Origin of the sequence: Roseivirga seohaensis (assembly GCF_001592945.1) — a bacterium.
Taxonomy (GTDB): domain Bacteria; phylum Bacteroidota; class Bacteroidia; order Cytophagales; family Cyclobacteriaceae; genus Roseivirga; species Roseivirga seohaensis.
The window spans coordinates 178,532-194,668 of record NZ_LRPB01000047.1 but is presented as its reverse complement, the minus strand read 5'-3'; the positions used below and the strand labels follow the sequence as shown (position 1 = coordinate 194,668).

11 protein-coding genes are annotated in these 16,137 nt (G+C 40.2%); 10 read left to right on the top strand and 1 reads right to left on the bottom strand.

All coding sequences use genetic code 11. The features are described from left to right. Position 1 precedes the first annotated feature (1 nt). The 8 genes from dcd (at position 2) to hsdR (ending at position 10,393) form a co-directional block, all read left to right on the top strand. On the top strand, positions 2–529 hold the full coding sequence (gene dcd / locus AWW67_RS14265) for a dCTP deaminase (protein WP_053222049.1): 528 nt from the start codon (positions 2–4) through the stop codon (positions 527–529). Between the two features lie 280 nt (positions 530–809). Next, a complete protein-coding gene (locus AWW67_RS14260) occupies positions 810–1,859 on the top strand; it encodes a sensor histidine kinase (RefSeq protein WP_062302564.1) in 1,050 nt (349 codons plus the stop codon). Positions 1,860–1,863: 4 nt separating this feature from the next. Continuing rightward, entirely contained in the window at positions 1,864–2,271 is a 408-nt protein-coding gene (locus AWW67_RS14255) for a response regulator (RefSeq protein WP_053222047.1), read from the top strand. A 188-nt stretch (positions 2,272–2,459) separates the two neighbouring features. After that, complete coding sequence (locus AWW67_RS14250) at positions 2,460–3,194, top strand: YoaK family protein (protein ID WP_062302563.1); 735 nt, start codon at positions 2,460–2,462, stop codon at positions 3,192–3,194. A gap of 511 nt (positions 3,195–3,705) precedes the next feature. Next, positions 3,706–5,157, top strand: coding sequence for a class I SAM-dependent DNA methyltransferase (locus tag AWW67_RS14245; RefSeq protein WP_062302562.1), 1,452 nt, complete (start codon positions 3,706–3,708; stop codon positions 5,155–5,157). Then, positions 5,154–6,521 (top strand): restriction endonuclease subunit S, encoded by a 1,368-nt coding sequence (locus tag AWW67_RS14240; protein WP_062302560.1) that lies wholly within the window; start codon positions 5,154–5,156, stop codon positions 6,519–6,521. Before AWW67_RS14245 ends, AWW67_RS14240 begins: the two co-directional genes overlap by 4 nt. Next, on the top strand, positions 6,518–7,963 hold the full coding sequence (locus tag AWW67_RS14235; protein WP_062302559.1) for an ATP-binding protein: 1,446 nt from the start codon (positions 6,518–6,520) through the stop codon (positions 7,961–7,963). Before AWW67_RS14240 ends, AWW67_RS14235 begins: the two co-directional genes overlap by 4 nt. A 102-nt stretch (positions 7,964–8,065) precedes the next feature. Then, positions 8,066–10,393: an EcoAI/FtnUII family type I restriction enzme subunit R gene (gene hsdR, locus AWW67_RS14230; RefSeq protein WP_062302557.1), complete on the top strand. Its 2,328-nt coding sequence runs from the start codon at positions 8,066–8,068 to the stop codon at positions 10,391–10,393. A gap of 366 nt (positions 10,394–10,759) precedes the next feature. Here the strand turns inward: hsdR and AWW67_RS14225 are convergent, their stop codons facing one another. Continuing rightward, entirely contained in the window at positions 10,760–12,067 is a 1,308-nt protein-coding gene (locus AWW67_RS14225) for a M28 family metallopeptidase (protein WP_062302621.1), read from the bottom strand. Between the two features lie 158 nt (positions 12,068–12,225). Here AWW67_RS14225 and hrpB point away from each other — a divergent pair, with 158 nt between their 5' ends. Both hrpB and AWW67_RS14215 read left to right on the top strand, forming a co-directional pair. Next, positions 12,226–14,709, top strand: coding sequence for an ATP-dependent helicase HrpB (gene hrpB, locus AWW67_RS14220; protein WP_062302556.1), 2,484 nt, complete (start codon positions 12,226–12,228; stop codon positions 14,707–14,709). A 136-nt stretch (positions 14,710–14,845) separates the two neighbouring features. Then, positions 14,846–16,135, top strand: a complete 1,290-nt coding sequence (locus AWW67_RS14215) for an alginate export family protein (RefSeq protein WP_062302555.1) — start codon at positions 14,846–14,848, stop codon at positions 16,133–16,135. The last annotated feature ends 2 nt before the right edge of the window (positions 16,136–16,137 follow it).

Below are 16,137 nucleotides of genomic sequence, written 5' to 3'. Positions count from 1 at the left end.
TATGATTCTTTCAGGAAGGGAAATTCAAAGAGAAATGGGCAAAGGCATCAATATAGAGCCTTTTAATCCATCTCAACTTAACCCAAATAGCTATAACCTAAAGTTACATCACGAGCTGCTCACCTATTCCAACAACGAGTTGGACATGAAGCAACCCAACCCAACAGAAAAACTGATTATTCCTGAAGAAGGATTGCTTTTAGAAACCAACAAGCTTTACTTGGGCCGTACTGTGGAGCACACCGAAACTTCTAAGTTTGTACCTATGTTGGAAGGTCGCTCCTCTATCGGACGATTAGGCTTATTTATACATGTTACTGCTGGTTTTGGCGATGTGGGTTTCAATGGTTTCTGGACCTTAGAAATATTCTGCGTACAGCCCATCCGAATTTATGCGGGTGTTGAAATTTGTCAGATTTTCTATCATACCATTGAAGGCGATTACGACACGTACAAAGAAGGCAAATACCAGAACAACCAAGGCATTCAGCCGAGTTTACTCTATAAGGATTTCGAAAGAAAACAATAAATTATTTTTTAAGTCAGCATCTGAAATCCTGAGACCGTTCAAGGTATCACATAACTACTATTGTTTCACGTAGCTGAGACGATCCCCCCAATTATGTCAATTCGCTAGTATCGGCAAGCCATACTTTCGATTGAAAATCTAGAAATAAGATTTATTCCCGTTTTTCACCAATTCGGGATGCTTCACCGTGGTTCTCCACTCAAAAAGTATATTGCAAATACTTTCTAATTTCAATATTATATATTTATATTTAAATACAAGTCAATCTAAATAGTAACTAATGACAGATGTAAGTCTTGAGGTATTAGAGTTACTTCCCGATGGAATTATAGTAGCCGATCGCAGTGGATTGATTCAGTTCGTAAATCCACCTGCGCTTAGCATGTTTGGTTATGAGAAAGATGAGTTACTTAATCAAAAAATTGAGGTATTAATTCCCAGTAAATACCGAAAAAACCACGCCTTACACCGAAAGGAGTATGCCGAAAACCCTAGCCCAAGATTAATGAGTAATAGGGAGGAATTATTTGGAATCCATAAAGATGGAACAAAAATTCCTGTGGAAATTAGCCTTGGCCCCATATCCACGCAAAACGGCATGCTTATTATTGCTATTATTAGAGACACCCGCCCTAGAAAATATGTAGAAATATTAGAGCGGAAAAATAAAGAGCTTGAACAGTTTACTTATGTAGCCTCTCACGATTTGCAAGAGCCATTACGTACCATCAATGGTTTTTCTGAAATGCTTAATCAAAAATATAAAGGTGGAGAAGATAAGGAAACTGAGAAATATACACGATTCATTCTGGAGGCGTCTTCTAGAATGGGCATACTTGTCAAAAGCTTGTTAGACCACAGCCTTATTGGAAGAAAAAAAGAACTAGGGTCAATCGATTGCAACGAGGTGCTAAAATCAACATTGGAGGACTTAGACGCAAGTATAAAGGAATCAAATGCTTACATTAAAATTGATAAACTTCCAAAAATTAGAGGCTATGAAGTTGAGTTTAGAGTACTGTGTCAGAATCTAATCGCGAATGCCATCAAATTCAAACAAAAAGACATCGACCCTTTGATTGAAGTTTCCGCAAAAGAAGAACAGAACCAGTGGTTGTTTTCATTCAAAGACAACGGCATAGGCATTAATGAAAGCTACAAAGATAGAGTCTTTGTTATTTTTCAACGATTAAACCGTAAAACGGACTACGCAGGCACAGGAATTGGGTTAGCTCATTGTAAAAAAATCATTGAATTACATGGCGGAAGAATTTGGGTAGAATCCACCCTAGGAAAAGGAAGTACTTTTTATTTCACTATACCTTTTTAAACTTATGAAAAAACTCAATTGTATTTTATTGATAGATGATGATGAAGCGACTAATTATTACAATCAGATCATTATAGGGAAATTAAACTGCACTAATAAAATTGTAGTGAAAGAAAGTGGTTTTGAAGCCCTCGAATATCTTAAGTCGAAAGAAGATGACGGAAACTATCCTTGTCCTGACCTTATTTTTTTAGATATAAATATGCCCGCAATGAATGGCTGGGAGTTTTTAGAACAATACAAAAAACTTGAAGCAACGCAACGAGGCCGTATCGTAGTAGTAATGCTCACCACCTCCTTAAACCCTGCCGATCAGGAAATGGCTTCTCGACTAAACGAAATTCAAGATTTTGTAAATAAGCCACTGGGAATAGAACTAGTTCAGAATATTTTGTCTAAACATTTCAAATGAGAAATCGTCATTGCTCTTCCATTAAGCTTACTACCTACCCTACTTCTCACTAAAATATTAACTCCTTAGTCACCACTAAAGAGTTAATATTTTCATCAATTTTGTAATAAATATTGAGGCTACTCATAATTCACCCACAATTAAAAAAAGTATAGAATTTATTAACCTAGCGACTGGCGCCAAAGCAAATGTTCAGACATCAGGGTAAAAGAAGAACGTTTAAAAACAACTTACGAATCGCCATCGTGCTTTCTTTTGTGGCCGGAATTGTAAACCTAGCTGGTTTTTTGGCTATACATCAGCTTACCACTAACGTTACTGGGCATTTTGCCTTATTTATTAACGACATTTTAGAATTCGAATTCTCAAATGGCTTGGCCTACTTTCTCTATATCCTTTCTTTTCTTTTAGGGTCTTTCACCTCAAGTTTGCTTATAGAATGGACGATGAGGACTAAAAAACTCAATATTTTTATTTTACCCACATTACTTGAATCTGCCATTCTACTGCTGGTTGTTATACTAACAGATTTATCTACCCTTCAATCGCCAAATACAATTGCCTGCCTGCTGCTTTTTGCTATGGGCGTGCAAAACTCATTCGTGACTAAAATATCGAATGCGGTGGTAAGAACAACCCACCTCACAGGGCTTTTTACTGATTTAGGCATCGAACTGTCACAGCTATTTTTTCTTAAAAAAGAAACCAATGGCAAAAGCATCATTTCAACTATTAAGTTGAGAATCTATATCATTACCTTTTTCTTTTTAGGGGGAATATTTGGAGGCTTTCTTTACATGAAAATCCAGTTGAATGTACTGATTATAGCAGCCTTGATTCTATTAACGGGGCTGATTTACGATGATATGAGACACAGATTCTTATTGGCCAAACGGAAGTACCGCCACAAAAAAATGGCCTGATACAGACTTGATTCTAATTCGTATTAAGTGCATAAGAAAATAGGTGCTCGCCTCAGGCCTGCTTACCGCTAGGCAGGCAAGCATCTGTTACCACAGTGGGTAAGTGAGCGCCAAGGTGGAGCAAATAAGTTTATAACAGAGAAGCGTTAAGGTATAATCATAACAGCCATAAATTTCAATTTCTTTAAAATTATATTTTGAAAAGACATTAGGTGAAAATAGAATTAGTATTTTGTTGAGCGTTTGAGGGAAGCCCAAACACTTCTCTCGCTGCCAAGGGATTTAATCAAATCGTTAGTCCCTTAGACAAGTTAGATACATAAAAAATATACGCAACTAGTTGCGAATACAGACACGCTGTGTTTCATGCGAAAAAAGAGCCAACGCACAAATAGCACATTTGGTCTTTGCCAACACACAGGCAAACGCTGATAAACCAAAAGAGCTATTTTTTGCCAACCCTCGACCGATAATGAATGAGAAAACGAAAGAATTGAAATAAAGAAAACGAATGTTTGAACAGACTTTTAAAAATATAGATGACATACTCCACAAAGACGCAGGTTGTGGTAGTGAATTGGATTATGTCGAACAGACCTCTTGGGTTTTGTTCTTGAAATACTTGGACGACTTGGAGCGTGACCGAACTACTTCTGCCGAACTCACAGGAAAAACCTACACGCCCATTATTGACCAAGACTACCAATGGAGCGTTTGGGCGGCTCCAAAATTAGCGGACGGTAAAATTGACCACAACGCCCTGACAGGTGACGACCTCTTGGATTTTGTAAATGGCAAGCTTTTCCCCTACCTCAAAAAATTCAAACTGTCTGCCGATAATGCCGACACCATTGAATACAAGATTGGCGAGATTTTTAGCGAATTGAAAAACCGCATCCAAAGCGGCTACAATTTGCGGGAAGTGATTAACCGCATTGACGAGTTGCGTTTCCGTACCCATGCAGAGAAGCACGAAATGAGCCATCTGTATGAAGACAAAATCAAAAACATGGGCAATGCAGGGCGAAACGGTGGCGAATACTATACGCCCCGACCGCTCATTACCACCATTGTAAAAGTTGTTGACCCAAAAATTGGTGACACAATTTATGACGGTGCTTGTGGTTCTGCGGGCTTCTTGTGTGAAGCATTTGACTACCTGAAATCAGGAAAAGAACTCAGCACCAGGGAATGGGAAACCTTGCAAAAGCGAACCTTTTACGGCAAGGAGAAAAAATCATTGGCCTACATCATTGGGATTATGAACATGATCTTGCACGGTGTGGAAGCCCCCAACATTATACACACCAATACACTTGCCGAAAACTTAGCAGACATACAGGAAAAAGACCGTTATGATGTTGTACTTGCCAATCCGCCTTTTGGCGGCAAGGAACGTGCCGAAGTGCAACAGAACTTCCCTATTAAAACAGGCGAAACGGCTTCCCTCTTTTTGCAGCACTTCATTAAAATTTTGAAAGCAGGCGGTAAGGCAGGTGTGGTCATTAAAAACACCTTTTTGAGTAATACTGACAACGCGAATACTGCGCTTCGCAAAGAATTACTTCAAAACTGCAACCTGCACACCGTTTTGGATTTGCCAGGCGGAACATTCACAGGCGCAGGCGTAAAAACCGTAGTGTTGTTTTTTGAAAAAGGCAAAGCCACTCAAAAGGTTTGGTTTTACTCATTGAATCTTGACCGCAACTTGGGCAAGACCAATCCATTAAATGAGAAAGACCTTGCGGACTTTGTCCGCCTTAGTGAAACGAAGGCGGATAGCGAAAACTCTTGGACAGTTAATATCAAAGATGTTGATCAGAGTACTTTTGACCTGAGCGTAAAAAACCCCAACACACCAGAAGCTGCCCCATTGCGCCAACCGCAGGAGATTTTAGAAGAAATAAAGACTTTAGATGATGATAGTGCTGAAATTTTAAATTCAATTTCAGACTTGTTATGAAAAAAGAATATTCCGATACACAGTCTTCTAGTTTCACCTTATTTGAAAAACTAAAATCAGCAAAAAAGGATCTGATATCCAATAAATTGATATTGGACAAAAAGGATAGTCATAGTTATCCTATCAAAGCAATTCCTTTCAATATCCCAAACCATTGGAAATGGTGTTTTCTGTCTGATATTTCTATAATTCAAGAAGGCCCAGGTATAAGGAAACACCAATATCAAGATAACGGAATTCAGTTTTTAACTGTTACCAATATCTTAGAAGGGTCAGTTGATTTAGAAAAGTCACAGAAATACATTTCTTCAGATGAGTACAACGAAAAATACAAGCACTATAAAATTAATAGTGGTGACATTGTAACGGCATGTTCAGGTGCTTCTTGGGGTAAATCAGCTATTTATGAAGGTGACGAAATCCTAATGCTTAATACAAGCACATTAAGACTTAGATTTTTTAATGATTTAGGTGACAATCGTTATCTATACTATTTAACCAAGTCTGACTATTTCAAAGCTAATCTAGCTTCTCACTCAACGGGGCAGCAACCAAACTATGGTTACTCACATTATTCAAAGATTCCAATCCCACTACCTCCACTTAATGAACAACAACGTATTGTTTCCATTTTAGACCAAGCCTTTGCCGCCATAGACAAGGCCAAAGCCAATGCCGCACAAAACCTCCAAAACGCCAAAGAACTTTTTGAGAGCTATTTGCAGGGGGTGTTTGAGAAAAAGGGAGATGGTTGGGAAGAGAAGAAGTTGGGGGAAATAGCTAAAATCAATTATGGCTACACCGAAAAAGCTTCAACTGAAGAGGTCGGGCCTAAATTCCTTAGAATTACTGACATTCAGGAATACGGAGTTGATTGGGACACTGTTCCTTATTGTAAGTGTAATGACAAGGATTTACCAAAATACAAACTTGAAACAGGTGATATTGTATTTGCAAGAACAGGAGCAACAACAGGCAAAAGTTACTTAGTAAAAAGTCCTCCTAATGCAGTCTTTGCCTCTTACTTGATAAGGTTGCAAATGAATTCAATTGATGAGTTCATTCCAGAGTTCATTTCATACTTCTTTCAGACAAAAACTTATTGGAATAAAATCAATGCGGGGATTTCGGGCTCTGCGCAAGGTGGTTTTAATGCAACTAAGCTTGGTGAATTAGAATTTGATTTTCCAAAATCTAAGGATAAACAACTAGTAATCGTCCACCAATTAGATGCCCTGCGAGCCGAAACGCAAAAGTTGGAAGCTGTGTATCAAAAGAAAATGGATGATTTGGAAGAACTGAAAAAATCCATTTTGCAAAAGGCATTTACAGGGGAATTGACTGAGAAGGAGGTCGCAGTATGAATGAAAAGCAACTTATAGACCTGGTAAACGAGCTTGTAAAACAGCCACATGAAAGTGAATGGGTTGAGTTCAAGCTCAATTTTCATTCACCCGAAGAAATTGGAGAGCGCATTTCTGCTTTAGCCAATGGTGCCGCGATTCAAAATCAAGATTTTGGTTATTTGGTTTTTGGCGTTGAAGACAAAACACACCTCATTAAGGGAACCATCTTTAAACCAAAAACACATAAAAAAGGTAATGAGGAGTTAGAACATTGGCTAGCCCAGCGCCTTGATCCAAGAATTGACTTTCGTATTTATGAATTTGCATACGATGACAGTCGTCATATGGCAGTTTTCGTAATACCTGCTGCTCAAAATCGTCCTGTAGATTTCTTGCACAATGCTTACATCAGGGTGGGAAGTATTACAAGGAAACTTTCAGAATTTCCAGAAAAGGAAGCTAAAATTTGGCGTAAAAAAGTTAAACCTTATGAGCAAGAGATTGCCAGAGATAATCTTAACGCCAGCGATGTAATCCGATTACTGAGTACTGAGACTTATTTTGATTTAATGAAGCTTCCTTATCCTTCGAATCAAGAAGGAGTTATTCAGAAATTCATTGACGAAAAGTTGATAGTTAAATCTCGTAGGTATGCTGTTACTAATCTTGGGGCAATATTATTTGCTAAAAGTTTATCCGAATTTGAATCAGTAGAACGAAAATCGGTTCGGGTAATCGTTTATAAGGGTAATAACAAAGTAGAAACCGTTCGTGAACAGATTGGAGCAAAGGGCTATGCATTAGGCTTTCTCGGTTTGGTAGATTGGGTTAATAGTCAACTACCAGCCAATGAAGAAATAGGGAAAGCACTTAGAAAAGAGTCTCGAATGTATCCGGAAATAGCCATCAGAGAATTGGTTGCAAATGCTTTAATTCATCAAGATTTATCGGTGAAAGGATTTCCAATGATTGAAGTTTTTTCAGACAGAATTGAAATTTCCAATCCAGGCAATCCATTGATTACTCCTGAACGTTTCATCGATTCATACATTTCGAGAAACGAAAAATTGGCCGATTTAATGAGAAGAATGGGTTTTTGTGAAGAAAAAGGTAGCGGATTAGATAAGGTTATTTTCTACAATGAGCTTTACCAACTCCCACCCATAAATGTAATAACTGATGAAAACAGAACCCGAGTAACTATTTTCAGTTACAAGAAACTTAATGATTTGGATAAAAGAGAGAAAATACGAGCATGCTATCAACACTCGTGTTTGAAATGGGTGTCTAATGAGAAAATGACCAATCAAAGTTTAAGAGAACGGTTTTCGATTGATGATAAGAATGCAGCGATAGCATCACGTATTATTAAAGACACGTTTGAAGCAGATATGATTAAAGAAGATGACCCTAATAACAAATCACGTAAACACAGAAGCTATGTACCGTTTTGGGCTTGAATTCTTATTTGATGGTTATTTGACAAATCTTGTTGAAAACTACCCTAAATTGTTGAAAACCAAGGGGAGCTTATTTGATAGTCATTTGATAAAACATACAAGATGAACGAAGCAGAAACAAGAGCAGAACTAATTGACCCCAAACTAAAGGCTTGCGGTTGGGGCGTGGTAGAAGGCTCTAAGGTGCTGCGTGAATACCGCATTACTGAAGGCAAAATCCAATCAGGTGGCGGTCGTGGCAGGAAGATTATTGCGGATTATATTTTAGTGCATAAAGGCATCAAGTTGGCCGTGATAGAAGCCAAAAGTGATGAATTGGAAGTAGGTGAAGGCGTGATGCAAGCCAAGCAATATGCCGAGAAGCTTCAATTAGAAACCACCTACAGCAGCAACGGCAAAGCCATTTACCAAATCTGCATGAAAACAGGCGAAGAAGGTTTGGTAGCGAACTTTCTAAGCCCAGAAGAACTTTGGAACAAGACCTTTGCAGAACAAAACGAATGGAGAGAGAAATTTGCCAATGTTCCATTTGAAGATAAGAGCGGGACCTGGCAATTGCGTTATTATCAAGAAATAGCTGTTCAACGTGCTCTTGAAGTCATAGCAAGCGGCAAAGACAAATTATTACTCACTCTTGCGACAGGAACAGGAAAAACGGCCATTGCTTTTCAAATCACTTGGAAGTTGTTTCAAACACGTTGGACTTTGCAACGAGACGGCAGCCGCAGACCGAGAATTTTGTTTTTAGCAGACAGAAATATTTTAGCCAATCAGGCTTTCAATTCCTTTTCAGCATTTCCCGAAGATGCATTGGTTCGGATAAAGCCCAGCGAGATCAAAAAGAAAGGAAGAGTACCAACCAACGGCAGCATTTTCTTTACCATTTTCCAAACCTTCATGAGCGGAACAGACGAAGAAGGAAAACCTGCTCCCTATTTTGGAGAATATCCCAAAGACTATTTTGATTTCATCATCATTGACGAGTGCCACCGTGGTGGAGCAAATAATGAAAGCAATTGGCGTGGCATTTTAGAGTATTTCAGTCCAGCCGTTCAATTGGGTTTAACCGCTACACCCAAACGAGACGATAATGTGGACACCTACAAATACTTTGGTGAGCCTGTTTACATCTATTCGCTGAAAGAAGGTATCAATGATGGTTTCTTAACGCCTTTCAAAGTAAAACGCATCAAAACCACTTTAGACGATTACCGCTACACTTCGGACGATACCATTGTGGAAGGCGAAATTGAAGAAGGCAAACTCTATGAAGAAAAAGACTTTAACCGAAGCATTGAAATTGTAGAGCGTGAAGCCAAGCGGGTAAACATCTTTTTGGAAGAAGCCAACCAAAATGAAAAGGCCATCATCTTTGGAGCCAATCAAGCTCATGCAGCGTTGCTTAGAGATTTGGTAAACCAATATGCCAAGAGTAAAGACCCATTCTATTGCGTTCGCGTAACTGCCAATGATGGAGAAGAAGGCGAAAGACTGTTACGGGAATTTCAGGACAATGAAAAGACTTTGCCAACCATTCTAACCACTTCACAAAAGCTTTCAACAGGAGTAGATGCAAGAAATATTCGGAATATCGTTTTGCTTCGCCCTGTTAACTCCATGATTGAGTTTAAACAAATTGTTGGTCGTGGCACACGCTTATTTGACGACAAAGAGTTTTTTACCATTTACGACTTTGTAGATGCCTACAAACATTTCAGCGACCCTGAATGGGATGGCGAACCATTAGAACCTGAACCGAGAGAACCAAAACCCTATCCAACACCTGATCCTAAAGACAAGCCAGATGTCGAAGATCCTGACGAGCCAAGACCCAAAAAGAAAAGAGTTAAGGTCAAACTTCGAGACGGTAAAGAAAGAACCATTCAGCATACCGTTCAAACCTCCTTTTGGAGTGCAGATGGCAAACCGATTTCGGCAGAAGAATTTTTGAATAATCTGTTTGGTGAATTACCCAAACTTTTCAAAGATGAAGAAGAACTGCAGAAACTATGGAGCAATCCACTGACCCGAAAAACTTTACTCGAAAACTTAGATGCAGCAGGTTTTCCAAAAGAAGACTTACTGACTTTACAAAAGTTGGTAAATATGGAAAAAAGTGACTTGTATGACGTATTGGAATATGTTTTCAATGGAGACTATATCGCCATGACCAGAGAAGCGAGAGCCAAAGCAGCCGAAGCAACAATCTTTGCCTTACTGAATGACAAACAAAGAGAATTTATCGCCTTCGTATTGAGCAAATACGTTGATACAGGCGTTGATGAACTCGACCAGGAGAAATTGCCAATCCTACTGACAAACAAGTATCAATCATTGGAAGATGCAAAAGAAATATTGGGAGACGTAGCAAACATCAGCCGACTGTTTATTGAATTTCAGGAACATCTATATAATCAGAAAGTGGCGTAATGACAGGAACAATACAACATAAAGCCCACGCTTCACAGCCACATACATTGCTAAGCCGCGCAAGCCACCGCTCAATCCAAAGCTTGTCAAAGAGTGTGTCTGTCCAACCGCACGACCAAAACGACCGACAAACAGACGGACGAAAAAGAACACCGAAGCGATAATCGAGTAGACGGCCTCAACAGTTGTAACTGACGAGGTGCGCCTCTCGATACTTCGGAACACCACCTACCAACTCCTACCCGATAGTATCACAAAGGAACTACAAATCGGTTTCCAACCGATAGTTCCTCACCTATATGCATAGAACCAAAAAAGGCTCATCCGCAAATGCGAATGAGCCTTTTTAATAAATTTTCTTTCGGTTTATCTTAAACCAGTTGGGTCAACCCTTGTTGGTGTTTGTTCACCAGAGATCATTCCTTCTGCAGCTTTCGCAATGGCCTTGATGGTATTGGTCATATGCGCCATATCCAAAGTACTTACTTCATCAGAAGCTTTGTGGTAATCCTGATCAATGTCGATTTGCGTAGTACTGATAGAGTGTGCAGGAACGCCCAATCTCGCCAATGTAGCATTGTCAGATCTGTAGAATAAGTTCTGAGTTGGATAAGGATCTGGATAGAAAGTATATTCCGTTCCTTCCACCGCATCTTGTAATAATTTACCAAAGCTAGACTTTTCAAAACCTGTAATCCAAGCCGTGTTTGGCCCTTCTTTCGCTCCTTTTCCAATCATTTCAATATTAAACATGGCTACAATTTCGTCTGGATTCAATTGTTCAGAGAAATGTCTTGAGCCATATCCCCCACTTTCTTCAGCCGTAAAGGCTACAAAAACAATTGTTCTTTCTGGCTTCTTGCCCGATGCGGCAAAGTATTTCGCCAATTCAATTACTGCTGTAGTACCAGAAGCATCGTCATTAGCCCCGTTGAAAAGGTTATCGCCTTCCATACCTTCACGAATACCCAAGTGATCGTAATGCGCTCCAAAAAGAACAATTTCGTTGGCTCTGTTACCTGAAATTTTTCCTGTTACGTTAGAAAGGCTTTGTGTGGTTACCGTGTTTTGCACTTCAATATCAACAGACGATACTGCGGTCAAATCAGAAATTACCATCACAGTAGCATTGTCAGGGTCTAAAGCAACCACTCTGCTTCCACGTGATGAAAAGCCTTTGTAACGATTGAATATATCTTTGTGCGCAGGATTTACCAATACCAAATTCTTGCCTGTTCCTCTTCTAATTTCATTGTAAGTGCTCTGAAAATTATCATCAGCACCAATCGTTCTTACGTTTAAGTCGGCAACATTCGTCCAATCAAAACCTTCAGAATTCGACATGGCCATCATATCTGCCGCGTCAATCGCTTTTCCATTCAATGTAGCTGCCATGCTTTCTGGAGCAATCGAATAAATATTAAACTGCTGATTGTAGCTGTCCATTCCTTCCAAATACTCTAAACCTGCCTTTTTAAACTCTTCCTGAATAAACTGAGAGGCCTTTTCAATTCCTGGAGTAAAAATCATTCGACCTTCCATTTCATCGGAAGCCAAGGTGGAAACAACTCTTGTCACTTCATCCTGAGTGATCTCATAAGGCGTTTGGCAACTCGTAAAGCTTAGCGAGGAAACGATAAAAAATGTAATAAGCGATAAAATGGGCTTTTTCATGGTGTAATAATCAATTTGTGTACGGGGTGAATTTAGGATAATTTTCATCAATCCTTGCTACCGCTAGTGTCATTCAAAGCTTTTGCCCCAAAGGGTTTTTAAGCTAAATAAAAGCAGCTTAATTTTGCTTACTCATCTAATCTAAATTTAATCAAGCTTTGTCATTCGATCCGCATTCCGTTCAGCTTCCCGTTACCGAAATTATTGACGATGTGCGCCAGCACCTTAGCCAAGGAAATACGCTGATCGTAAATGCACCTCCAGGAGCTGGTAAAAGCACGCTTCTTCCTCTTGCTTTGCTGAGCGAGCCGTGGTTAGAAGGAAAGAAGATATTGATGCTAGAACCACGAAGATTGGCCGCCAGAACCATTGCCGAACGCCTCTCCTACTTTTTGGAAGAACCTGTGGGCCAAACAGTCGGTTTTCGGATTCGGTTTGAAAACAGAACTTCTGAACACACTAAAATAGAAGTACTTACCGAAGGAATTCTGACTCGAATGATCCAAAACGATAATGCTTTGGAGAATGTGGGTTTGGTTATTTTTGATGAATTCCACGAACGCAGTATCCATGCCGATGTGGCCTTGGCGCTCTGCCGCGAAGCCCAACAAGTTTTACGCAGCGATTTGCGCATTATGGTTATGTCGGCCACACTGAACATGCCGCAATTAACTTCACTGTTGAAGGCGCCTGCCATAGTCAGTAAAGGCAAGCAATATCCAGTTGAAGTGCGTTACGAAAACGATATTGATGAATTTTCAATGGCCGAGCTTTGTGCCAGAACCGTGATGAAAGCCGCAAAAGCCCATGAAGGTGACATTCTGGTTTTCTTGCCTGGACAGCGGGAAATCCATACCGCCAACGAAATTTTAAGGAGAGAACTACGTGGGTTTTCCATCCATATGCTCTACGGTTCGCTGCCCCAAAGGCAACAAGCTGCAGCCATTTTACCAGATAGAAATGGAAATCGAAAAGTAGTTTTAGCCACTTCCATTGCCGAAACCAGTTTAACCATTGAAGGCATTAAAGTAGTGGTGGATAGTGGTTTTGGACGCACCTCTAAATTCGATCCCAACTCTGGTTTGTCTCGACTAGAAACGGTTCGTATTTCAAGAGATTCAGCCGACCAACGGGCAGGAAGGGCTGGCCGATTAAGTTCAGGCGTTTGTTATCGCATGTGGTCTGCAGTAACCCAACAACGATTAACAGAACACATTACCCCAGAAATTCTTGAAGCAGATTTGGCTTCACTAGTCCTCGACATGTCGCAATGGGGCATAACGGATGTGCAACAAATGACTTGGCTTACGCCTCCTCCGAAAGGCCCTTTAGCGCAAGCCACTGATTTATTGCATCAGTTAGAAGCATTAGAAAACGGTAGAATCACAGCACATGGTAAGAAGATGCTTCGTTTGCCTTGTCATCCACGAATTGCGCATATGCTGCTGATGGCTAAAGAAGATGATCAATTGGAATTGGCCACTGATATTGCCGCTTTATTAGAAGAAAGAGATCCGCTGGGCCGAGAAGCAGGCATTGACATCAACGCCCGAATTGAGGCGCTCAGAGTCCATAGGCGAGAAAACCGCGACAACCGCAAAATGGGCCGTATCGAGAAAATTGCAGAGCAGTATCGTAGTCTTTTCAATATCGAACCCGACAATAACAGTGTTGATCCTTTTGAAACAGGCGTGCTAATTACCCGTGCTTACCCCGAAAGAATTGCCTTTGCGCGTCCCGGCAACAATGCCCAATTCCAACTTTCTAACGGTCGATACGCTATGGCAGGCCACCGAGAAGACTTGGCCGATGAGCCTTGGTTGGCCATTTGCCATATTGACGCCCGTGAAGGAATGGGCAAAATTTTTATGGCTTCGCCTTTGAACCCTCGCGATTTAGCACCTTTGGTAAAAGAAACGGAAGTCATTACTTGGGATACCAGTGAAGGTGGATTGATTGCCACAAAGGATTTACGCATTGGTAGCATCGTATTGCAAAGCAAGCCCCTGCCCTCGCCAGATGAAAGTCATAAGGTGGCTGCCATTTCTGAAGCATTAAAAAAGGAAGGTGAACAACTTCTAGATTTTAACGAAGAGGTTCAGCAATGGCAAAATAGAATTCTCAGTTTGAGAAAGTGGAACCCGCAAGAACAATGGCCAGAAGTAAGCACCTCTAGCCTTTTACAAACCAATGCTGAATGGCTGAGTCCGTATTTAGCCAACGTCAAACGGCCTGAAGATTTAAAGAAAATCAACCTAAAAGAAGTGCTGCAACACAGCCTCACTTTTGAGCAGCAACAACAATTAGACAAACAGGCTCCAACGCATTTGACCGTACCGAGTGGGTCCAAAATTAAGCTGATGTACCGCGACAATGCCGAACCGCCTGTATTGGCCGTTCGCATTCAGGAAGTATTTGGTTTGGCCGAAACGCCAAAGGTGAATGAAGGCAAGCAATCCGTTTTGCTGCACCTGCTCTCCCCTGGTTTTAAACCAGTACAAATCACTTCGGATCTAAAGAGCTTTTGGTCAGATGCTTATTTTGAAGTGAAGAAAGAACTGAAAAGACGCTACCCTAAACACGTTTGGCCCGATGATCCTTGGAACGAACCTGCGATTAAGGGAGTAAAGAAAAAGTATTAGCTTAAGGACGCTTTGATTCAATAAATTCAAAACCTTTTTATTTCTACCAATCTATATCATCTAATTGGGTGATTAAAATCATAGACTAGCCTAGCATTTCATACAACTTTTGTATTCGACATAAAACCAATGTGTTATGGGAATACAAAAGGGAATATTCGTAGTGCTGTTTTTAACCATTTTTTCAAACCTCCATGCGCAGATCAGTGTAGATGCTCAGCTGAGAAGTCGCTTTGAATACCGGCATGGCTACAAAACCTTATTTCCAGACAATACCGATCCAGCAGCATTCATTGGACAGAGAACTCGCCTAAATATTGATTACAAGACCGAAAATCTTGATGTATTGCTGAGTTTTCAAAATATCAGTGTTTGGGGCGATGTCCCCCAATTAAATACAGCCGATAGAAACGGCCTCATGATTTATCAGGCTTGGGCAAAGGTTTATTTGTCTGAATCATTCGCAATTAAGGCTGGCCGTCAAGAAATCATTTATGACGACAGTCGAATTTTTGGAAATGTGGATTGGGCCACCCAAGGGAGAAGTCATGACGCCTTGCAATTGAAATGGCAAAATGAGGGCTTCAAACTAGATGTTGGTTTGGCTTACAATCAGACGAACGAGCAACTCACAGGAAACGACTATAACATTTTAGGTACCTATAAAACCTTTCAATACATGTGGCTTCACAAGGATTGGACTAATTTTTCAGGTAGTTTTCTATTTTTGAACAATGGTTTGCAGCACATTGACAATACCAACAATCAGAACAATGAAGTAAGGTATAGCCAAACTGTTGGAATCCACTCCAACTACAAAAAGGACAAGCTTGGGTTATCCTCTAACATTTATTACCAAGGTGGGAAAGACATCATCAACAGTAGCCTAAACGCCTACCTCCTCGCTTTCTCTGCTGACTATCAAGTTTCGGAAAAATCGAAAGTTGTATTTGGTGCAGAAATAATCAGTGGAAACGATAATGGAGCGCCTAATAACCAAAAGAATAAAGCCTTTAACCCATTGTATGGCACCAATCATAAGTTCAATGGTTTGATGGACTATTTCTATGTGGGCAACCATTACCCCAACGTAGGCTTGACCGATATTTACCTTACCAACACCACTAAGTTAAATGCTAAAAGCAGCTTATCTGTAACCTTACACAACTTCTCAGCAGCTTCAGATTTAGCAGGTAGCAGCAAAAAGCGATTGGGTAACGAAGTAGACTTGGTGTTTTCTCACGCAGTACGAAAGAGTATCTCCTTAAAGGTAGGCTATTCACAGCTTTTCGCATCTGAAGGCATGGCGATTTTAAAAGGAAACTCCGACAATAATACGAACAATTGGGTTTGGATAATGCTTGATATTACTCCTAACCTGTTCAAAAGTACCAAAACCGAAAAACAGTTACTAAGCCGCAATTAGTA